The organism is Aeromicrobium alkaliterrae (genome assembly GCF_039529015.1).
GTDB classification, from domain to species: domain Bacteria; phylum Actinomycetota; class Actinomycetes; order Propionibacteriales; family Nocardioidaceae; genus Aeromicrobium; species Aeromicrobium alkaliterrae.
Genome location: NZ_BAAAME010000004.1, coordinates 101,739 through 121,230, shown reverse-complemented (window position 1 = coordinate 121,230; position 19,492 = coordinate 101,739). Strand labels below are relative to the sequence as shown.

General features: G+C 71.7%; 21 protein-coding genes and 1 tRNA gene. 14 read left to right on the top strand and 8 right to left on the bottom strand.

What is annotated here, in order from left to right; translation table 11 throughout:
* The first annotated feature begins 16 nt into the window (after positions 1–16).
* The 7 genes from ABD127_RS08565 (at position 17) to ABD127_RS08535 (ending at position 3,961) form a co-directional block, all read left to right on the top strand.
* Positions 17–613: a hypothetical protein gene (locus ABD127_RS08565; protein WP_344199998.1), complete on the top strand. Its 597-nt coding sequence runs from the start codon at positions 17–19 to the stop codon at positions 611–613.
* Between the two features lie 102 nt (positions 614–715).
* The gene (locus ABD127_RS08560; RefSeq protein WP_344199996.1) at positions 716–1,990 is read left to right on the top strand and encodes a glutamate-5-semialdehyde dehydrogenase; all 1,275 of its coding nucleotides are present in this window, start codon (positions 716–718) and stop codon (positions 1,988–1,990) included.
* A gap of 26 nt (positions 1,991–2,016) precedes the next feature.
* Entirely contained in the window at positions 2,017–2,166 is a 150-nt protein-coding gene (locus tag ABD127_RS08555; RefSeq protein WP_344199994.1) for a hypothetical protein, read from the top strand.
* A complete protein-coding gene (nadD, locus tag ABD127_RS08550; protein WP_344202593.1) occupies positions 2,163–2,822 on the top strand; it encodes a nicotinate-nucleotide adenylyltransferase in 660 nt (219 codons plus the stop codon). The genes ABD127_RS08555 and nadD overlap by 4 nt, the downstream gene beginning before the upstream one ends.
* Positions 2,819–3,181: a ribosome silencing factor gene (gene rsfS / locus ABD127_RS08545; protein WP_344199992.1), complete on the top strand. Its 363-nt coding sequence runs from the start codon at positions 2,819–2,821 to the stop codon at positions 3,179–3,181. The genes nadD and rsfS overlap by 4 nt, the downstream gene beginning before the upstream one ends.
* Positions 3,178–3,822 carry a histidine phosphatase family protein gene (locus ABD127_RS08540; protein WP_344199990.1) on the top strand — a complete coding sequence of 215 codons (645 nt, stop codon included), beginning with the start codon at positions 3,178–3,180 and terminating at the stop codon, positions 3,820–3,822. Before rsfS ends, ABD127_RS08540 begins: the two co-directional genes overlap by 4 nt.
* A gap of 66 nt (positions 3,823–3,888) precedes the next feature.
* A tRNA-Ala gene (locus tag ABD127_RS08535) sits at positions 3,889–3,961 on the top strand.
* A 71-nt stretch (positions 3,962–4,032) separates the two neighbouring features.
* Here the strand turns inward: ABD127_RS08535 and ABD127_RS08530 are convergent.
* Positions 4,033–4,488, bottom strand: a complete 456-nt coding sequence (locus ABD127_RS08530; RefSeq protein WP_344199988.1) for a hypothetical protein — start codon at positions 4,486–4,488, stop codon at positions 4,033–4,035.
* A gap of 67 nt (positions 4,489–4,555) precedes the next feature.
* A complete protein-coding gene (locus ABD127_RS08525) occupies positions 4,556–5,782 on the bottom strand; it encodes an MFS transporter (RefSeq protein ID WP_344199985.1) in 1,227 nt (408 codons plus the stop codon).
* 76 nt (positions 5,783–5,858) lie between these two features.
* Between ABD127_RS08525 and ABD127_RS08520 the strand changes: the two genes are divergently transcribed.
* A complete protein-coding gene (locus tag ABD127_RS08520; protein WP_344199982.1) occupies positions 5,859–6,839 on the top strand; it encodes a TAXI family TRAP transporter solute-binding subunit in 981 nt (326 codons plus the stop codon).
* Here the strand turns inward: ABD127_RS08520 and ABD127_RS08515 are convergent.
* From ABD127_RS08515 to ABD127_RS08500, 4 genes are all read right to left on the bottom strand, one after another.
* Positions 6,769–8,169, bottom strand: a complete 1,401-nt coding sequence (locus ABD127_RS08515) for a HAMP domain-containing sensor histidine kinase (RefSeq protein ID WP_344199980.1) — start codon at positions 8,167–8,169, stop codon at positions 6,769–6,771. The two genes, ABD127_RS08520 and ABD127_RS08515, sit on opposite strands and share 71 nt — an antisense overlap.
* Positions 8,166–8,828 carry a response regulator transcription factor gene (locus tag ABD127_RS08510; RefSeq protein WP_344199978.1) on the bottom strand — a complete coding sequence of 221 codons (663 nt, stop codon included), beginning with the start codon at positions 8,826–8,828 and terminating at the stop codon, positions 8,166–8,168. The genes ABD127_RS08515 and ABD127_RS08510 overlap by 4 nt, the downstream gene beginning before the upstream one ends.
* Before the next feature lie 91 nt (positions 8,829–8,919).
* Positions 8,920–10,170 (bottom strand): MFS transporter, encoded by a 1,251-nt coding sequence (locus tag ABD127_RS08505; protein ID WP_425545818.1) that lies wholly within the window; start codon positions 10,168–10,170, stop codon positions 8,920–8,922.
* Between the two features lie 272 nt (positions 10,171–10,442).
* On the bottom strand, positions 10,443–11,789 hold the full coding sequence (locus ABD127_RS08500) for a GntP family permease (RefSeq protein WP_344199973.1): 1,347 nt from the start codon (positions 11,787–11,789) through the stop codon (positions 10,443–10,445).
* A gap of 105 nt (positions 11,790–11,894) precedes the next feature.
* On the opposite strand from ABD127_RS08500, the gene ABD127_RS08495 reads away from it, so the two are divergent.
* From ABD127_RS08495 to ABD127_RS08480, 4 genes are all read left to right on the top strand, one after another.
* A complete protein-coding gene (locus tag ABD127_RS08495) occupies positions 11,895–12,095 on the top strand; it encodes a hypothetical protein (protein WP_344199970.1) in 201 nt (66 codons plus the stop codon).
* A gap of 141 nt (positions 12,096–12,236) precedes the next feature.
* Complete coding sequence (locus tag ABD127_RS08490; RefSeq protein ID WP_344199967.1) at positions 12,237–12,662, top strand: YciI family protein; 426 nt, start codon at positions 12,237–12,239, stop codon at positions 12,660–12,662.
* 28 nt (positions 12,663–12,690) lie between these two features.
* Positions 12,691–13,065: a YciI family protein gene (locus tag ABD127_RS08485; RefSeq protein ID WP_344199964.1), complete on the top strand. Its 375-nt coding sequence runs from the start codon at positions 12,691–12,693 to the stop codon at positions 13,063–13,065.
* Positions 13,066–13,068: 3 nt separating this feature from the next.
* A complete protein-coding gene (locus ABD127_RS08480) occupies positions 13,069–14,322 on the top strand; it encodes an RNA polymerase sigma factor (protein WP_344199961.1) in 1,254 nt (417 codons plus the stop codon).
* A 134-nt stretch (positions 14,323–14,456) separates the two neighbouring features.
* On the opposite strand, the gene ABD127_RS08475 is transcribed toward ABD127_RS08480, so the two are convergent.
* On the bottom strand, positions 14,457–15,332 hold the full coding sequence (locus ABD127_RS08475; RefSeq protein WP_344199959.1) for an alpha/beta fold hydrolase: 876 nt from the start codon (positions 15,330–15,332) through the stop codon (positions 14,457–14,459).
* On the bottom strand, positions 15,329–16,570 hold the full coding sequence (locus tag ABD127_RS08470; RefSeq protein ID WP_344199956.1) for an HNH endonuclease: 1,242 nt from the start codon (positions 16,568–16,570) through the stop codon (positions 15,329–15,331). Before ABD127_RS08470 ends, ABD127_RS08475 begins: the two co-directional genes overlap by 4 nt.
* A gap of 149 nt (positions 16,571–16,719) precedes the next feature.
* On the opposite strand from ABD127_RS08470, the gene ABD127_RS08465 reads away from it, so the two are divergent.
* Both ABD127_RS08465 and katG read left to right on the top strand, forming a co-directional pair.
* Entirely contained in the window at positions 16,720–17,139 is a 420-nt protein-coding gene (locus tag ABD127_RS08465) for a Fur family transcriptional regulator (protein WP_344199953.1), read from the top strand.
* Positions 17,140–17,197: 58 nt separating this feature from the next.
* Complete coding sequence (gene katG, locus ABD127_RS08460; RefSeq protein WP_344199950.1) at positions 17,198–19,435, top strand: catalase/peroxidase HPI; 2,238 nt, start codon at positions 17,198–17,200, stop codon at positions 19,433–19,435.
* The last annotated feature ends 57 nt before the right edge of the window (positions 19,436–19,492 follow it).

Here is a 19,492-nt window from a genome sequence, read left to right as displayed (position 1 = left end):
CCCACGGGCGTCCCGCGTGACCGCGGCGGGCCAGCGTCAGGGCCCCAGCCTTCGGCCGTCGAACCGCGACCTGCTCGCGGCGAGCGCGTCGGCGAACCTTGGGGGCGCGAACTGTGCAGGCCGCGAGATCGAGTGGGCCGACGGCGAGCGCAGCTGGACCTCGGCGCGATCGGCAGGCACGGCGCTCGCAGCCGCCGCACCCCTGGTCGACATCTGCGGCGGATGCGCGGTCATCGTCGCGTGCGCGAAGTGGGCCGAGCTCGACCACTACACCGGCATCGCCGGGGGCCGACCCTTCGTGCGAGGCGTGCCCCGGCCCTACGCGTGGGTGCACCGTCGCGACCCCGACATCGAGCTCGTGCCGTCCCCGGCGAGCGCCCAGGACGCCACCGACATCGACCACCTCGCGGTCGAGCGGGCCTGCGCGGGGGAGCCGCCGGAGCGGCTGTCGACCGCGGAGCGGGCCGAGGTCATCCGGCGCATGAACGCCCAGGGCTCGACCGACTCGGTCATCGGAGCCCGGATCGGCCTCACCGCACGCGCGGTGCAGAAGATTCGCCAGAACCTCGGTCTGGCGGCAGTGCCCGGTGTCGGCGGACGACGGTCCAGCTGACCCGGTGATGGGGGCTGACGCGGCGGTTCGGTGCTACGAGGGCGCCGGGTCGCCGCGTCGGTCGCGCTCACGGCTCGCGCGGCGGGGTCATAGAATTCGCCCATGAGCACTGAGGCCCCCGCCGCCGCGATCCGTGACCAGGTCCACGCCACCGCGCGCCTGGCCCGCGAGGCGTCGATCAGCCTGGCCACCGCCACGCGGCTCGCGAAGGACGCGGCACTGCTGGCTGCGGCCGACGCGCTCGTCGCCGACACCGATCGCATCGTCGCCGCCAACGAGCTCGACGTCGAGGCGGCCCGCGACGGAGGCACCGGCGAGCACGTCCTGGACCGCCTGCGACTCGACCCCGCCCGGGTGGCCGCGTTCGCGCAGGGCGTCCGTGACGTCGCTGCGCTGCCCGACCCGATCGGGGAGGTGGTGCGCGGCTCCGTGCTGCCCAACGGGCTCCGGCTCACGCAGGTCCGGGTGCCGATGGGCGTCATCGGCATGATCTACGAGGGCCGACCCAACGTGACCGCCGACGCCGCCGCGATCTGTCTCAAGGCCGGCAGCGCGGTCGTGCTGCGCGGCTCGGCCTCGGCCGCCCGCTCGAACGAGGTCATCGTCGAGGTCATGCGGGCTGCGATCGAGAAGGCCGGCCTCCCGGCCGACCTGATCTCCCTGCTGCCCAGCGCCGACCGGGCGTCCGCGACCGAGCTCATGCGAGCCCGCGGCCTGGTCGACCTCGTCATCCCGCGCGGCGGCGCCGGCCTGATCCGCACGGTGGTCGAGGAGTCGACCGTCCCCGTGATCGAGACCGGCACCGGCAACTGCCACGTCTACGTCGACGCCGAGGCCGACCTCGAGATGGCGCTGGCGATCGTGGTCAACGCCAAGACCCACCGCACCAGCGTGTGCAACGCGGCCGAGTCGCTGCTGGTGCACCGGGACGTGGCCGAGGCCTTCCTGCCGCGCGTGGTCGCCGCGCTGCGTGAGCACGACGTGGTGATCCACGGCGACGCCGCGTTCCAGGCCGTCGATCCTGCCGTCACCGAGGCGACCGACGAGGACTACGCCACCGAGTACCTCGACCTGGAGATCTCGGCCAAGGTCGTCGACTCGGTCGACGACGCGATCACGCACGTCCGCCGGTTCTCCTCGGGCCACACCGAGGCGATCGTCACCGCCTCGGCCAGGACGGCCCGCCGCTTCACCCTCGGCGTGGACTCGGCTGCCGTCATGGTCAACGCCTCGACCCGCTTCACCGACGGTGGCGAGTTCGGCTTCGGGGCCGAGATCGGGATCTCCACCCAGAAGCTCCACGCGCGGGGGCCGATGGGCCTGACCGAGATGACCACGACGACCTACGTGGTCGAGGGCGACGGGCACGTCCGCTGAGGCTCTGGCGCTGGTAGATTGTGCGCATGCTCTCCACGATCCTGGTTGCCGCGTCCGAGCACGCCGAGGAAGCCGAGGCCATCAATCCGTACATCATCGGAGGCGTGGCGCTGGGCATCCTGTTCACGCTGCTGCTGATCCTGCTCGCCTTCGGCAAGGGCCGCGAGCACACCTGAGCGCGCACGACGCCACCTCGCGACCCTCGTCTCCCGCCCCGCGGAGGAGAAGGGTCGGTGTCATGGGTGGCACGTTCGATCCGATCCACCACGGACACCTCGTGGCGGCGAGCGAGGCCCAGGCCCGCTTCGCCCTCGACGAGGTCGTCTTCGTCCCGACGGGTCGGCCGTGGCAGAAGGCGCACCGTGAGGTCTCGCCGGCCGAGCACCGCTACCTGATGACCGTCATCGCCACGGCGGCGAACCCGCGCTTCGAGGTCAGCCGCGTCGACATCGAGCGCGACGGTCCGACCTACACGATCGACACGCTGCGCGACATCGCGGCGCAGCGACCTGACGCCGACCTGTTCTTCATCACCGGCGCCGACGCGATGGCCCAGATCCTCACCTGGCGCGATCACGACGAGCTGTTCGAGCTCGCCCAGTTCGTCGCCTGCACCCGTCCGGGCCACGAGCTCGACGAGGCGATGATGTCCGACCTCCCGCAGGGCCGGGTCACGATCCTCGAGATCCCCGCCCTGGCCATCTCCTCGACCGCCTGCCGCGACCGCGTGCGCAGCGGTCAACCTGTCTGGTACCTCGTGCCCGACGGCGTCGTCCAGTACGTCGCCAAGCACGAGCTGTACGCCCCCACCGAAGGAATCGTTCCTGCATGACTGCCACCCAGCTCGCCCTCGACCTGACGCGCCTCGCGGCCGCCGCCGCGACCGAGAAGTCCGCCACGAACGTGCGCGCCTTCGACGTGTCCGAGCAGCTCTTCATCACCGACGTCTTCCTGATCTGCTCGGTCACGAGCTCGACCCAGGCGCGCGCCGTGCAGGACGCCGTCGAGGACGCCTTGCGGGAGCACGGCGCCAAGGCGGTGCGCCGCGAGGGCTCCCGCGAGGGCCGTTGGATCCTGCTCGACTTCACCGACATCGTCGTCCACGTCCAGCACGTCGAGGAGCGCGAGTTCTACTCCCTGGAGCGCCTCTGGCGCGACTGCCCCGAGGTGTCGGTCGAGGCCGCTCGGTGAGCCGGCAGGTCATCGTCTGGCGCCACGGCCGGACCGAGTGGAACGTCGCCGGTCGCGTGCAGGGCCAGACCGACACCCCGCTCGACGAGGTCGGACGCGAGCAGGCCGAGTCGGCCGCGCTGCGACTGGCTGCGCTGCAGCCGCACCGCATCGTGTGCTCCGACCTGCAGCGCGCCCGCCACACGGCCGAGGCGCTGGGGAGGGTCGCCGGCGTCGAGGTCGAGCCGGACGAGCGCTTCCGCGAGATGAACTTCGGCGCGCGCGAGGGCCTCACGTGGGAGGAGTCGTTCGAACGCTTCCCCGAGGCGATGAAGGCGTGGATCTCCGGTGACGAGACCCAGGTCCCCGACACCGAGACGCACCTGGAGGCGGGCGAGCGGTTCGCCGCCGCCCTGCACGACGTGCTCGAGGACCTGCCCGCGGGGGAGACCCTCGTGGTCGTCGCGCACGGTGCCGTCATCCGCACGGGCGTGGCTTCCTTCCTGAAGTTCCCGCAGTCGACCTGGCGCACGTTCGGGGCGCTCAGCAACTGCTCCTGGTCGGTCCTGACCGAGTCCGGCCCGCCGAGCCACCGCTACTGGCGACTGACGGAGTGGAACGCAGGCACCCTGCCGGAGCCCGTCATGACCGACGACGACTGACCCGGTTTGGACCTCGCCGGGGGCATCTACTAAGATCGGTGATCGGCCTTCGGGTCACCCGAATGCGGGGCATTGGCGCAGTTGGTAGCGCGCTTCCATGGCATGGAAGAGGTCAGGAGTTCGAATCTCCTATGCTCCACTCGCAGCGCAGGGCCCCACGACACTGTCGTGGGGCCCTTGCTGTGTGAGCTGCCTGGTCGTGGGGCTGCCTCAGGCTCCGTGCTGCGCGATGACGTCCGCCAGGCGCTGCACCTCGGCCTGATCGGCGTCGGGGGCGAGGGCGACGTAGTGGTCCATGACCGCCGGGCGGTAGCGCACGGGCAGCACCTGACCCGCAGCGAGCCGGGTGAGCTCGGTGATGGTCAGGGTCTCGTCGGCGATCCCGCGGAACGTGATGCCCTCAGCCGTGCTCACGTCCAGCATCAGCACCACGCGGGGAATGCCGTCGCTGCTGACCTCCCGCCAGTCGACCAGGGTGCCGAGGGCGAGGACTCCCGAGCGCAGGTCCGCGTTCCGTCGCCGCGCCTGACGGCTCAGCAACGGATTCGGCGCGACGCCGGGGAAGTCGGGCCCCACGCCCAGCGCCTCACGAGTCAGGTCCGGCCGCAACCGGCCCACCAGGTCGTCCAGCGTGGTCGTCCTGCGTGACTTCTTCGATCCGAACATCGGTGCCCCCTGCCTCGGGTCCCGCCGCCTGGTGGTGGTGCGGGCCTGGTCGACGCGAGTCTAGGAGTCAGGGGCCCTCTCGGGCGAGAGGCGGCTGCGGACGAGCCTGCCCTAGGAGGTGGGCGAGCAGGGTGGCGGCGAGGCCCGCGAGCACGAGGATGCCCAGCGCGGCCTGGAGGCTGACGAGGTCGGAGATCGCCCCGATCGCGGGTGAGGTCGCGAGGAAGCCGACGCGCATGAGCCAGCCCAGCATCGCGATGCCGGTCGCCTCCGGGAGCCCGGGCACCCGGCCCGCCGCAGCGAACGCGGCCGGGACGAGCGTCGCGCAGCCGAAGCCGGCCAGGGCGAAGCCGGCGAACACCAGGGGATAGCCCGGCGCGGCGACCACGAGGACGCCGCCGACCGCGATCAGCACGCCCCCGGCTCGGGCGACGGCGGCGCGGCCCCAGCGGTCGGTCATCGGGTCGCCGAGGATGCGACCGACGAACTGGGCGCCGATCGCGACCGTGAGGCCCAGGCCAGCGGCCCACGCGGGTGCGCCCGCGTCGCGCCCGAGGTACAGCGCCGACCAGCTGTTGGAGACCTCCTCGACCGTCGTCCCGGCGATCGCGAGCAGGACGAGCGGCAGGAGCAACCGCCACGGACGGTGCAGCGCACCGTCGGTGGTCGTCGTGCTCTCGTCATCGCGGAGCTCGTCGCGGATCGAGGACGGGACCACGGCGAGCCGGCACGCGAGCACTGCGACCACGGCCCACACCCCGCCGTTGACGCCCATCTGCAGCGACACCGAGACGTCCGTCGCGATGCAGGCCGCCCCGATCAAGCCACCCGTCGCGGCACCGACGGACCACAGGGCGTGGAAGGAGTTGACCGCCGACCGCCCGCGCCACTGCTCGACCAGGACGCCCTGCACGTTCTGCGCGGCGTCGACGACCGCGTCGTTCACGCCCGCGGCGACCATCGCGACCGCGAACAGCCACACCCCGAGCCCGGCGTCCGCGCTGGCTCCGGCGACGGCCATGGTGGCCGCCAGAGCGACCGAGCCGACGGCATTCGTCCGCAGCGTGCCGAACCGGCGGATGATCCGGCCCGCCAACCCGGCGGCGACCAGCGCGCCGGCCGGGAACGCGACGACCGCGAGCCCGAACTGGCTGTTGCTCAGGTCGAAGGCGGCCTTGATCTCGGGATAGCGCGGGAGGAGGGCGCTGAACAGGACGCCGTTGGTGAAGAACATCAGGGAGACGCCCGCACGTGCGCGTCGTGGGCTGGATGCGGGGGTGCCGGGACGTCTCACCCCGGAACGCTAGGTACTGCGCAGGCGCGGTGCAACCTCGCGGCGCGTTCGGCGGTCGTCCTGAGATGCTGGGGCGATGGGTCACGAGGTGGGACGGCGGCTGTTCCTCGCCGGCGCGGCGTCCGTCGTGGCCGCACCGCTCATCGCTGCCTGCGCGCGCTCCGTCCCGTGGGCCGACGCGAGCGGTCGACTGCGAATCGCGACCGGCAACCCGGGGGCGGTGTTCGACCGGTACGGCGCCGCCCTGGCGCGGGAGGTGGGCGTCGTGATGCCTGAGGTCTCGTCGTCCGTCGTGATCAGCGGCGGGTCGGTCGGCAACGTCGAGCACCTGCTGGCCGGAACGGCCGACGTCGGGTTCTGCCTCGGCGACGCAGCCCGTCTGGCGCACGACGGCGCCCCGCCGTTCACGGCTCCGACCGGCGTCGTGGCGATCGCCCGCCTCTACGACAGCTTCCTGCAGGTCGTCGTGCCGCGGGACTCGCCGATCGTCGCCGTGCGCGACCTGGCCGGGCGGCGTCTCGCGTCGGGGCAAGTCGGATCGGGCACCAAGCTCGTCGTGGAGCGCTGCCTGCGCGCCGCCGGGCTGACCGACGGGGACACCGAGCAGCTCGGGCTGTCACTCGAGGACTCCACGGCGGCCCTCGAGCGGGGCGAGGTGGACGCCCTCGCCTTCGTGAGCGGGTTCCCGGTCGCGGCCCTCGTGGACCTCGGACGGAGGATGCCGCTGCGCGCGATCGACCTGGGTGACCTCGTCGCCTCGTTGGCGTCCGACTTCGCGGGCCAGTACGTGGCGGGCCCCTTCCCCGCCGGCCCCTACGGCCTGCCCGAGGCCGTCGAGACGGTCAGCATCACGACGTACATGCTCGCGACGCCGCAGCTCGCCGACGACGTGGCACACGGGTTCGCGTCGGTGATCTTCGACCGGCAGGACGTCCTGTCCCGGACGGTGCCGGACATCCGGCAGCCGACGGCGGCTGCCGGGATCTTCACCCAGCCGATCCCGCTCCACCCGGGCGCGCTGCGGTACTTCCAGGAGCGGGACGAACGGGCAGAGTGACGACGATCTCGAGGCCCGGGGTGCCCGGCCTGATCGTCACGGTGCCGTCGGCGTCGCGGACGCGCAGCTGGAGGATCGAGAGCCCCAGACCCGTGCCGTCGACGTCGGCGTGACGGGGGAGTCGGTGGAACCTGCCGCCGATCTCGTCGGCCTCGGCACCCGTCACCCCCGGCCCGTGGTCGAGGACGCGGAGGCGTGCCAGCCCGGCCCGTGGATCGAGCTCCAGACCGATCTCCACAGCGGCGCCCGGGGCGTACTTGGCGGCGTTGTCGAGCGCGACGTCGACGATCGTGGGAACCAGGTCGTCCTCCAGGAGGGCGGGCAGGCTGCCGTCGGGCGCGTGCAGCGTGAGCAGGTCGCCGAACAGCGGCTGCCACAGCTCGACCCGCTCGCGGACCTGCGCCGCGACGTCGACGTCGACCGCCGCCCGGTCGAGCCCGCCGGCGCGGCTGATCTCGATGACGTCCTCGAGCGATCGCGCCATCCGGTCGGTCTCGGCCAGCACGGGCAGGACCGACTCGTCGTCGCGCGCGAGGTGCTCCAGGCGGAGTCTCAAGGCGGTCAGCGGGTTCGCGAGCTGGTGGGAGACGTCGGCGATGAGGTCGCGCTGCTGCTGCCGCGAGTGCTCGACGTTGCTGGCCATCTCGTTGAACGAGGCGACCAGCCGGCGGAGCTCCGGCGGACCCTCGACGCGGCCCGAGGCGGCGGCCCGTCCCTGCCCGAGGTCCTGGACCCGCTCCTCGAGCTCCTCGACCGGGCGCACGACCCACCGGACCAGGGGTACGCCGACGAGCCAGGCCAGGAGGGCGACGAAGAGGGTGCCGGCCACCGCCGCGACCGCCATCCACGTGCCGACGTCGGCGCGGGGCCCGGCCGTGTCGTCGACCATCACGACGGCTCCCAGGACCTGCGCGTCGCGCCCGATCGGCGTCGCGACGACCATCCGGTCCTCGCTCCACGGCCACAGGCCGCCGGGTGCGGTCGTCGGCGTTCCGTTGAGCGCTTGCGCGATCGCTGCGTCCAGCCCGGGGACGTCGTCGGGGAGCGGCTGGTCGGCCGGGGCGAGGACCGAGCCGTCGGTGTCGACGAGCCAGGACGTGGTGGTGCGGGTGACCTCGTCGTAGCGCTCGAGGTCCGAGCCCAGGGTCGCCGTGTCGACCGTGGCAGGCAGGCTGTCGGCCAGTGCCGCGAAGCGGGTGGCGGCGGCGAGACGCTGCTGGTGCAGGTCGACCGCGCGCTGCTCGGCGTACGCCGCGAGGAGCGGCACGGTCAGCAGCACGAGGACGGCGGCCGTCGTGGTGACCGTGAGGACCAGCAGCCGTCGCCTCACGTCGGCTCCGCCAGGCGGTAGCCGACACCGCGCACGGTGTCGATCTGCGCGTGGGGGTCGAGCTTGGCCCGCAGCGTGGCGACGTGGACGTCGAGGGTGCGGGACGCCCCGACCCACGTCGTGTCCCAGACCTCCTCCATCAAGGCGGCGCGGGTGACGGGACGGCCCGGGGTGCGGGCGAGCGCCTGCAGCAGCTCGCACTCCTTGGCCGTCAGCTGCACGACCTGGCCGGCGGCGAACCGCACCTCCCGGGCCGTGGCGTCGATCGTGAACCCGGGATCGACGGCGGGCGCGGCGACGGCGGTCCCGCTGGCGCGCCGGACCACGGCGTCGATCCGGGCCAGCAGCACGTCGGTGCTGTACGGCTTGGTCACGTAGTCGTCGACCCCGGCGCGCAGCGCGTTGACGATCGCGCTCTCGTGGCGTCGTGCCGTGAGCGCGACGATCGGCACCGCCGACCGCTGCCGGACCTGCTGGCACACCCACAGCCCGTCGCGGTCGGGCAGGCCCATGTCGAGCAGGACCAGCTCGGCGTCGTCGACGAGCTCGAGCGCGGCGTGGGCGGTCGACGCGTGACGGACCGACCACCCGTGCCCGCGGAGCGCCTGCGTGAGGGCGTCCGCGACCCCGGGATCGTCCTCGACGATGACGACTCTCACCCGACTGTCCTTCCGACCGCTCGACGATAGCGCCGCGCACGACGGTGGGCGGGTCCACGGCACCGCCGCAGACCCGCCCACCGTCCGGGGATCAGCCCGCCGACACGCTCTCGCGCGCCGCGCGGTTCGTGCTCGGCCCGCGGCCGGCCTGCTCGGCGTCGAGGAACGTCGGCGCCTTGTTGCGCAGGGCGAAGACGTAGACGAGCAGGGAGATGCCGATCGCGATCGTCACGTAGATCGCGAACGCGTCGAGCACGTCGCGGCTCTTGGCCGCCTCGTAGATCAGGGGCGAGGTGCCGCCGAACATCGAGTTGGCCAGGGCGTACCCGAGCCCGACGCCCAGGGCGCGGACGTGCGACGGGAACAGCTCGGCCTTCACGATGGCGTTGATCGAGGTGTACCCGGTCAGGATCACGTAGGTGCCCGCGAGCATCAGGAACGAGGCCATCGGGGTCGTGATCTGCGGCAGCAGCGTCAGGAAGGTGTAGGTCCAGAGCACGCCCAGCACGCCGAACCCGACCAGCAGAGGCTTGCGCCCGATCTTGTCGCTCAGCAGGCCGCCGAGCGGCTGGATGACCATCAGCAGCACGAGCGCGGCGAAGTTGATCCAGGTCGCCGTCATGCCCTCGTCGGCGTAGGTCGACTTCACGATGAGCGGCCCGTTGACGCTGTACGTGTAGAACGCGACCGTGCCGCCGAGCGTGATCAGGAAGCACAGCAGGAGCTGCTTGGGGTAGGCCGTGAACAGCTCGACCATCGAGCCCGCGCGACGCTCGCCGTCGGTCTCCTGCAGCGACTCGTCCATGCTGCGGCGCAGCCAGAACACCACGAGCGCGCCGACGGCGCCGATGCCGAACGCGATGCGCCAGCCGAACGCCGCGATCTGCTCGTCGGTCAGGACGGCCTGCTGGATCAGCAGCGTCAGCTGGGCCAGGACGTGGCCGCCGACGAGCGTCACGTACTGGAAGGACGAGAAGAAGCCGCGCAGTCCAGGCGTGGCCGCCTCGGACATGTAGGTCGCGGACGTGCCGTACTCGCCGCCGGTCGCGAAGCCCTGGAGCAGGCGGCACAGCACGAGGATCACGACCGCCGCGCTGCCGATCGTCTCGACGGTCGGGGTGATCGCGATGAGCAGTGACGCGGCCGCCATGACCGAGATGCTGAACACCAGCGCCGGGCGACGCCCGTGCTTGTCGGCGAACCGGCCGAAGAACCACGAGCCGATCGGACGCATCACGAACGTGACGGCGAAGATCGCCATCGTGTAGATGCCGGCGTTCGGCTCGCCCTCGGCGAAGAAGCTGCTCTGCAGGTACGAGGCGAAGACCGTGTAGACGTACACGTCGTACCACTCGACGAGGTTGCCGAGGGATCCGCGGATCGTGTTGAACACGGCCCTCCGGATCCCGGGAGCCTGGGCTCCTCCGGTCGCCTCCGCTGTCATCGCCTTGCTCATGTCGCCACCTCACGGCCCGGGAACGTGCACGCCGGACGAGGGGCCAGTCGCTCGTCGGACCTCCCGGACACTAGGTGTGACCGCCGTCATGTGGCAGCGGTCACGCGCCAGCCTTTACGGAGACTTTGCATTCGCCGGCGGGCCCCCGCCTGAGGGGGCTACAGGACCAGCGCGAGCACGATGACGGGCGGCAGCGACACGAGCGAGGCGATGCTCGTGACCATCGTCATCGTCTTGAGCGCGCCCGACGTCGTGAGGTTGAGCAGCGACTTGAACATCCAGAAGAAGTTGCTGTTGACCTGGAGCGCGAACATCGCACCCGAGGCGATCGCCAGACCCACGGCGACCGGCGCGACACCCGTCGACCCGACGACCGGGCCGATGATGCCGGCGGCCGCGATGGCCGCGACGGAGACCGATCCGATGGCGAGGTGCAGGACTGCGGCGATGAACCAGGCCAGGAGGATCGTGATGACGACCGGGGCGCCGGCGTCGGCCGAGAAGAGGTCGCCCAGCGTCTTGTCCATGCCGGTCGCCGAGATGACCTCGCCCAGCGAGCCGCCGATGCCGGTGATGAGCAGGATCTCGCCGGTCGTCTTGAAGCCGTTCGAGAGCGCCTCGTCCGTCAGGTGGCTCCCGGACCGCCAGCGCGACAGGCCGTAGGCGCCGAGCAGACCGATGAACAGGGCGATCGTGGCGTTGCCGAGGAAGGCGATGACCGCGTTCGAGAAGCCGGCGACGTCGGCCACCGCCCCGAACGCGATGAGGACGAGGGGGACGAGGATCGGCAGGAGGAGCACGACCAGCGGCAGCCCGGCGTCGACGGCCTCGGGATCGTCCTGGGTGGGCCCCTCCTCCGCCTCGCGGGCCTCGGGCTCCTCGTCGGTCTCGGGGTTCCAGTAGCGGGTGCGCAGGAGCAGCGCGAAGAGCAGGGTCGTGGCGACCGCCGTGAGCGGCCCCAGGAAGATGCCGAAGAGCAGGTACTGACCGAGCTGGATCTCCAGGAGGCTCGCGATCGAGACCGCCGCCAGGCCCGGCACGACGAACACGTAGCCGGCGAAGATGCCGGTGCCGATCGCCCCGGAGAGCAGCGCGAGGCCCCGTCGCCCGACGTGCGGTGCGGAGGTGCGGGCGATGGGGGCGGCGAGCACGACCTGCACGTCGACGTAGATCGAGGGGAAGATCGTGGAGAGCGCCGTGGCGAGCGCGTACGGAAGGCGTCGGGGCCCGAAGACGCGCAGCAGGGCGTGCACGAGCTTGCGGAACGCGCCCATCGAGTGCAGGAGCGCACCGATCGCCACACCGAAGCCGATCAGCAGACCGACCTTGGCCATGATGTCGCCGAAGCCGATCGTGATCGCCTCCACCGTGTCGGCGAAGCCCACGCCGGCGGCCAGGCCGAGGTAGAGCGAGGCGATGATCAGCGAGATCACCGGGTCGACCTTGACCCAGATGATCAGACCGATCGCGAGCACGATCGCGATCGCGGTGTGCAGGACCTCCATGCGCCAACCCCCGACGTCGTCCGGGCGCGCAGCTCCGTTGCTGCGGCCTGCGTCACACCCTGCCACGTCCTGGCAGGGCTGGCGCAAGGGGCGTAGCGTGGCGTCATGGCCGTCGTGATCGTGGTGGTGTTCCTCGGAGTCCTGGTGCTCGGCGGCCTCGGCGCGTGGTGGCTCACGGGTCCCGACGAGCCGACGCACGGCCCCGACCGCCGCGCGGGCCGCACCGACGACGTCAGCCCCGACGAGGCCGCCCGCCGTGCGATCGGCCGCACCTCGTGGACCCGCGGCGGTGGCGGCGGCTCCTGACCGCGTCCCCTTTTCGGCCCGCGCCCTGGCCCTCGTCCACCGATCCGTGAAAAAGTTTCGGCGTCCGTGTCGATCCGGCGCCGTGCCGTTCGACGTGTGGGTGAAGGGCGAAGAGATCGCCCCACATCGAAGGGGAACACCATGAGCAAGTACATGCTGATCATGCGGAGCACGGCCGAGGCGATCGAGGCCTCGAAGGACGTCGACTTCGAGGAGATCATCAACCAGATGGGCGCCTACAACGAGGCGATGATCAACGCCGGCGTGATGGCCGGCGGCGACGGCCTGACCGACGCCGCCGAGGGCGTCGTGGTCGACTTCTCGGCCGACGAGCCGATCGTCACCGACGGCCCCTACGGCGAGGTGCACGAGCTGTTCAACGGCTTCTGGATCATCCAGGTGTCCTCGAAGGAGGAGGCCGTCGAGTGGGCCAAGCGGGCCCCGCTCGGCGCGGGCTCGAAGCTGGAGGTCCGCCGCATCACCGACGAGACGGACTTCGAGGACTTCGCCGACAACGAGTACGTGCAGAAGGAAGCCGGTTGGCGCGAGCAGCTCGGCACGGACTGAGCGCGGACCCGGGATCGAAAGGATCGCCATGAGCAGGTACATGCTGGTCATGCGGGACTCCGCCGAGGCCTATGAGGCGTCGCAGCACGTCGACTTCGCCGAGATCATCGCAGCGATGGGCGCCTACAACGAGGCGCTGGAGGCCGCTGGGGTGCTCGTCGCGAGCGAGGGCCTCTCGGACCCGTCCGAGAGCGTCGTGATCGACTTCTCCTCCGCGGACCGGGTCGCGACCGACGGGCCGTACGGCGAGGTGCACGAGCTGTTCAACGGCTTCTGGGTCATCGAGACCGCCACGAAGGAGGAGGCCGTCGCGTGGGGCAAGCGCTGCCCGCTCGGCCCCGGCTCGAAGCTGGAGGTGCGCCGCTTCGGCGACGCGTCCGACCTCGAGCTCGGCGATGACTGAGCCATGACGCACCAGGACACGGCGTCGGCGGCCGGGATCGCCCGGACCGTCGACGCCGTCTGGCGCATCGAGGGGGCGAAGGTCGTCGCGACGGTGGCTCGCATGACGGGCGACCTGGCCCTGGCCGAGGACCTGGCGCAGGAGGCCGTCGCCGAGGCGCTCGAGCAGTGGCCCACGACGGGCGTGCCCCGCAACGCCGCCGCGTGGCTCACGGCCGTGGCCAAGCGCCGCGCGATCGACGCCTTCCGCCGCCGTGAGCGCCTCGACGCCCGCCACGAGGCGATCGCCCGTGACCTCGACGAGAGCGCCGAGGACACCTGGGAGCCGATCGCCGACGACGGTCTGCGACTCGTGTTCACGGCCTGCCACCCGGTGCTGTCGCGCGAGGCGCAGGTCGCGCTGACACTCCGGGTCGTCGGCGGACTCTCGAGCGAGGAGATCGCTCGACTGTTCCTCGTGCCGACGTCCACGATGCAGCAGCGGATCGTGCGGGCCAAGCGCACGCTGACCGAGGCGCGGGTCCCGTTCGAGGTTCCGGACCACACCGAGTGGTCGGGGCGGCTCGGCGCGGTGCTCAAGGTCGTCTACCTCGTCTTCACCGAGGGCTACTCCGCGACCAGCGGCGACCAGTGGGTGCGTCGGGAGCTGGCCGACGAGGCGCTGCGCCTCGGTCGACTCGTCAGCGCCCTGGTGCCCGCAGAGCCCGAGCCGCGTGGCCTCGTCGCACTGATGGAGATCCAGTCGTCCCGCTTCGCAGCGCGCGTCGACGCGGCAGGGGATCCGATCCTCCTGGGCGACCAGGACCGTCGACGCTGGGACCGCAACGCGATCGCCCGCGGGCGTGCGGCGCTGGCGCAGGTCGACCGGCTCGGGCGGGGGCGTGGGCCTTACGCCCTGCAGGCAGCGATCGCCGAGTGCCACGCGGTCGCGCCGTCGGTCGACGAGACCGACTGGGAGCAGATCGTGGTGCTGTACGAGGCGCTCGGCCGGCTGGCACCCAACCCGGTGGTCGACCTGAACCGGGCCGTCGCAGTGTCGATGGCTCGCACCGCGGAGGAGGCCCTCGTGATCGTGGACGGCCTCGTGGCGCAGGGGGCGCTGGCCGGGTCGCACCTGGTGCCGAGCGTGCGGGGCGAGCTGCTGGCGCGGATGGAGCGCACCCAGGAGGCGCGCGGCGAGCTCCTGACGGCGGCCTCACTGGCCCGCAACGAGCGCGAGCGCGCCGTGCTCGAGGCCAAGGCCGCCGGCCTGGGCTGACCCCGCTCCCTGAGGCGCGACGAGCTCTGCGAGGCGCCTCGAAGGGTGCCTCGAGGCTTCGAGGCTCACGCCGCAGGCGGCGTTCGCACCTCAACCACCGGTGGTTGAGGTGCGAGCTTGCGAGCCTCGAAACCTCATGAGCCGCCGGTGGCTGAGGTGTGCGCCAGGACGGCGGGGACGATGACGTCCCAGGTGGCCGGCGGCGGGTACTCGTGGCCGAGCCCGGGCACGACCAGCAGCTCGGCGTGCGGCAGGACCTCGACGAGCCGTTCCCCGTGCGCGAGCGGGAACAGCGGGTCGGCGTCGCCGTGGATCACGAGCGTCGGCGCCGTCAGGGCTGCGAGATCGATGACGTGGGGGCCGTCCTCGACGATGAACTGGTTCGGAGCGGACCGTTGCGGGCCACCCCGCTCGAGCATGCGTCGGACGATCCGGCTCATCCGTCCGACATCGAGCCCGAGCGTGCCGGCGAACGGTCGCTCGGCCTCGACGAGATGGGCCACGGAGGCGTCGAGATCGTCCCAGTCGGGGCCGGGGTCGGTCTCCTCGAAGGTCGCGAGAACGGCCGGTGAGGGTCCTGGCAGCTCGGGTGCGCCCGGGGTGTTCGGACCGCCGGGGCTCGTCGACTCGAGCACGACCGCCGCGACGAGGTCGGGATGGCGCGTCGCGAACGCCTGCACCACGCCGCCTCCCAGCGACAGGCCCCACACGTGCGCGGGTCCGGCATCGAGTGAGCGGATCACCGCAGCGAGGTCGTCGGCCAGGTCGGTGCCGGTGTAGTCGGGCTCACCGGGAGGCGAGGTGCTCGACTGGCCGCTGTCGCGCAGGTCGTACCGGACGACGCGACGACCGGCGGTGGCCAGCAGCTCGCACAGGTCGTCGTCCCACCACTCCTTGGAGGTCGACCCGCCGCAGACCAGCACGAGCGGGGGAGCGCCGACGTCGCCCACCTCCTCGACGGCCAGCGACACACCGTCGCCGACGACGAACCGCACGTCGCTCCAGGTCATGGACCCGAGTGTCGCGCGGAACTGCGGTGCGCGCGAGGGGGCGGCGACGTGTAGGTGTGGCCGGTGGGTGTGGTCCAGGTGACCTCGCCACCGTCTCCGGGTTCGACCTGCCAGCCGGGGAGCTCCTTGACGAGATTGGACAGGCGGCACACCCCTTGGCCGTTGGTCTGGGTGGTGGGTCCGCCGTGTCGGTGGGGCGTGATGTGGTCGATCTCCCGGGACCTGCACTCGCATCCCGGTTGGCTGCAGCGTTGGTGGTCGCGGGTGTGGATCCACTTCGCGAGGAGTCCGGTGAAGCAGCGCTTTCTGGTGTCGAGGCCGACCAGGGTGCCGGTGGGGTCGGTGAAGAGTCGTCGGTACCAGGTCTGACCGGCGTGGTCGACGAGCTGGGCGGCCAGGTGTGGGGTGATCGGGCCGTGGCCGCCGAGCTCGGCCGCGACCGCCTGGCCGTTGAGGGCTTCGATGGGCAGCAGGATGTCGAGGTGGACGTCGGGTCCGTCGAGGACGACCTGGCCGGTGGCACGTTCGTAGAGGCTGTTGAGCATGATCTGACCCCGATCCCTCGGGTCGCCCTTGGTGCGGAGGGTGTCGGCGTGCTTCTGGAGCGAGTCGCGGATGAGCAGGAGCTGCTCGGCCGGTCCGCGGGCGATCAGGGTGCCCATGCCGTGCGCTTCGCCGAAGTAGGTGACGTACTGGTTCTGGCGTTCGGTCTTCTCGCGCTCGGCCGCGGCCTCCATGTCGATCGTGACCACGAGGGACCGGGTCAGCTCGGCGGCCTTGCGGGGGGTGAGCCCGGGCAGGTGGTCGGCGATCGCCGCGTCCAGGTCGGCGGCCGCTGCGGGGTCCAACGTGTCGCTCTCGCGCACGATGGCGCGCATCGTGGCCTCGCTGATCACCCCGTTCGTCAGCGCGGTGCGGACGTTCACCATGGGCCGCAGGCCCGTGGCCACGTTCAGCAGGGCGACACCCGACGAGGGCGACATGCCCCTCGCCATCGCGACCTCGGCCGCGACGGACAGGAACGGGTCGCCGAGCCCGAACGGGGTGTCGCGGCGGCGGTCGGCCAGCAGTGCTGCGGTCTGCTCGGCCAGCTGTGCCTGGGCCGCGCGGACCAGGCGCTCCAGCGCGCGGATCGCGTCGATCCGCTTCACACCCGTCAGATCGATGGGCTCGATCACGGAGTAGTCGGTGCTCGCCACCGCGGCGAGCACCTCCTCCGGCGCCAGGTCCTCGAACATGACTCCAGCCAACAAGCCCCCACCGACAGTGGACCTGAAGTGCGAACGGGCCTGGGGACAACCGTGGAGAACCACCGAGGGAGGACCTCGGCGCGACACGAAGGTCTGCCTTATCTTGACCCGTTCAAGAAAAGCGGTACGGTCGAGTCATGACCACGGCGGCGGATGCGGAGCAGCTGCTCCGCGAGGTGGGCCTGCGGGTCACGCGCCCCCGCGTCGCCGTGCTCACGGCCGTGCACGCGCACCCGCACGCCGACACCGAGTCGCTGATCTCGGCCGCCCGCACCGACCTCCCCGAGGTCTCGCACCAGGCGGTCTACGACTCGCTGCACACCCTGACCGACGCCGGTCTGGTGCGGCGCATCCAGCCGAACGGCTCGGTCGCGCGCTACGAGTCGCGCGTCGGCGACAACCACCACCACCTGGTGTGCCGCACGTGCGGCTCGATCACCGACGTCGACTGCGCCGTTGGTCCCGCCCCCTGCCTCACCCCTGCGCACGACCACGGCTACGTCATCGACGAGGCCGAGGTCATCTACTGGGGCCTGTGCTCGGCCTGCGCCCCCTGACCACCCCGATTCACCCGCACGTCAACCGACACCCACGTAACCCGACGAAAGGATCGACATGGCCGAGCACAACGCCGAGGTCGGCGACCTCAACGACCCGAGCAACGAGGGACGCTGCCCCGTCGCCCACGGCAAGACCGACTTCCCTGCCGAGAGCGGCAGCGTCAACGAGGGCTGGTGGCCCAAGCGCCTCAACCTGCGCCTCCTCGCGAAGAACCCCGCCGTCGGCAACCCGCTGGGCGAGGACTTCGACTACGCCGCCGCCTTCAACGCACTGGACCTCGCGGCCGTCAAGGCCGACATCGCCGCGATCCTCACCGACTCGCAGGACTGGTGGCCCGCCGACTTCGGTACGTACGCGCCGTTCATGATCCGCATGGCGTGGCACAGCGCCGGCACGTACCGCGTCTACGACGGCCGCGGTGGCGCGGGCGCCGGTCAGCAGCGGTTCGCCCCGCTCAACAGCTGGCCCGACAACGGCAACCTCGACAAGGCCCGCCGCCTGCTGTGGCCGGTCAAGAAGAAGTACGGCCAGTCGATCTCGTGGGCCGACCTCATGGTCCTCACGGGCAACGTCGCCCTGGAGGAGATGGGCTTCCAGACGTTCGGCTTCGCCGGCGGCCGCGAGGACGTCTGGGAGGCCGAGCAGGACGTGTACTGGGGCCCGGAGACCGAGTGGCTCGGCGGTGAGCAGGGTGGCCAGCAGCGCTACTCGGGCGACCGCGAGCTGGAGAACCCGCTCGCGGCCGTCCAGATGGGCCTCATCTACGTCAACCCGGAGGGCCCGGAGGGCAACCCCGACCCGCTCGCCTCGGCGCGCGACATCCGCGACACGTTTGCCCGCATGGCGATGAACGACGAGGAGACCGTCGCGCTGATCGCCGGCGGCCACACCTTCGGCAAGACCCACGGCGCCGGCCCGGCCGACCTCGTGGGCGCCGAGCCCGAGGGTGGCACGATCGAGCAGCAGGGTCTGGGCTGGAAGTCGACCCACGGCACGGGCGTGGGCGCCGACGCGATCACGTCGGGCCTGGAGGTCACCTGGACCTACCACCCGACCCGGTGGGACAACGAGTTCTTCCACATCCTGTTCGCCTACGAGTGGGAGCTGTTCTCCTCGCCGGCGGGTGCGCACCAGTGGCGTCCGAAGAACAACGCGGGCGAGGGCCTCGTGCCCGAGGCCTTCGGTGACGGCAAGCGGGAGCCGCGCATGCTGACCTCCGACCTGGCGCTGCGCTTCGACCCGGTCTACGAGAAGATCTCGCGCCGCTTCAAGGACAACCCCGAGGAGCTCGCCGACGCGTTCGCGCGCGCCTGGTTCAAGCTGACGCACCGCGACATGGGTCCGGTCGTCCGCTACCTCGGCCCCGAGGTGCCCAGCGAGGAGCTGCTCTGGCAGGACCCGCTGCCCGCCGCCGAGGGTGCGCCGATCGGTGACGCCGACGTCGCCACGCTCAAGGCCGCGATCGCCGCGACCGACCTGTCGGTCGCCGACCTGGTCACGACGGCCTGGGCGTCGGCCTCGTCGTTCCGCATCAGCGACATGCGCGGCGGCGCCAACGGTGCGCGGGTCCGCCTGCAGCCGCAGGCAGCGTGGGAGTCGAACAACCCCGACCAGCTGGCGCGCGTGCTGCGCGTGCTCGAGGGCGTCCAGGGCGAGTTCAACGCCGCCGGTGGCGCGCAGGTCTCGCTCGCGGACGTCATCGTCCTTGCCGGCAACGTGGGCGTCGAGCAGGCGGCGAAGGCCGCCGGCCGCGACCTCACGGTGCCGTTCACGCCGGGCCGGGTCGACGCCTCGCAGGAGCAGACCGACGTCGAGTCGTTCGCGTGGCTCGAGCCCGCGGCCGACGGCTTCCGCAACTACCAGGCCAAGGGCGCGCGTCTGCCCGCCGAGTACCTGCTGGTCGACAAGGCCAACCTGCTCGACCTGAGCGCGCCGGAGATGACCGTGCTCGTGGGTGGTCTGCGCGTCCTCGGTGCCACGTACGACCGTTCCTCGCTGGGTGTCCTGACCGACGCGCCGGGCACGCTGACGAACGACTTCTTCGTCAACCTGCTGGCCTTCGGCCTGGAGTGGAAGGCCACCGACGACACCCAGACGGTCTTCGAGGCCCGCGACGCCTCGGGTGCCGTGCGCTGGACCGGCTCGCGGGCCGACCTGGTCTTCGGCTCGAACTCCGAGCTGCGGGCGCTGTCCGAGGTCTACGCGAGCGACGACGGCGCCGAGCGCTTCGTGTCCGAGTTCGTCGACGCCTGGGTCAAGGTCATGGACGCCGACCGCTACGACGTCCGCTGATCCAGCAAGAATTGTCGAGTTTGGGCCCGTTTCTGTCCGCAGATCGGGCCCAAACTC

Excerpts from the sequence above, each read along its gene's own strand:
- ABD127_RS08475 (WP_344199959.1), bottom strand. The coding sequence starts at position 15,332 with ATGACCTGGAGCGACGTGCGGTTCGTCGTCGGCGACGGTGTGTCGCTG.
- katG (WP_344199950.1), top strand. The coding sequence starts at position 17,198 with ATGGCCGAGCACAACGCCGAGGTCGGCGACCTCAACGACCCGAGCAAC.
- ABD127_RS08485 (WP_344199964.1), top strand. The coding sequence starts at position 12,691 with ATGAGCAGGTACATGCTGGTCATGCGGGACTCCGCCGAGGCCTATGAG.
- ABD127_RS08470 (WP_344199956.1), bottom strand. The coding sequence starts at position 16,570 with ATGTTCGAGGACCTGGCGCCGGAGGAGGTGCTCGCCGCGGTGGCGAGC.
- ABD127_RS08480 (WP_344199961.1), top strand. The coding sequence starts at position 13,069 with ATGACGCACCAGGACACGGCGTCGGCGGCCGGGATCGCCCGGACCGTC.
- ABD127_RS08465 (WP_344199953.1), top strand. The coding sequence starts at position 16,720 with ATGACCACGGCGGCGGATGCGGAGCAGCTGCTCCGCGAGGTGGGCCTG.
- rsfS (WP_344199992.1), top strand. The coding sequence starts at position 2,819 with ATGACTGCCACCCAGCTCGCCCTCGACCTGACGCGCCTCGCGGCCGCC.
- ABD127_RS08530 (WP_344199988.1), bottom strand. The coding sequence starts at position 4,488 with ATGTTCGGATCGAAGAAGTCACGCAGGACGACCACGCTGGACGACCTG.
- ABD127_RS08500 (WP_344199973.1), bottom strand. The coding sequence starts at position 11,789 with ATGGAGGTCCTGCACACCGCGATCGCGATCGTGCTCGCGATCGGTCTG.
- ABD127_RS08520 (WP_344199982.1), top strand. The coding sequence starts at position 5,859 with ATGGGTCACGAGGTGGGACGGCGGCTGTTCCTCGCCGGCGCGGCGTCC.
- ABD127_RS08490 (WP_344199967.1), top strand. The coding sequence starts at position 12,237 with ATGAGCAAGTACATGCTGATCATGCGGAGCACGGCCGAGGCGATCGAG.
- ABD127_RS08555 (WP_344199994.1), top strand. The coding sequence starts at position 2,017 with ATGCTCTCCACGATCCTGGTTGCCGCGTCCGAGCACGCCGAGGAAGCC.
- ABD127_RS08495 (WP_344199970.1), top strand. The coding sequence starts at position 11,895 with ATGGCCGTCGTGATCGTGGTGGTGTTCCTCGGAGTCCTGGTGCTCGGC.
- ABD127_RS08560 (WP_344199996.1), top strand. The coding sequence starts at position 716 with ATGAGCACTGAGGCCCCCGCCGCCGCGATCCGTGACCAGGTCCACGCC.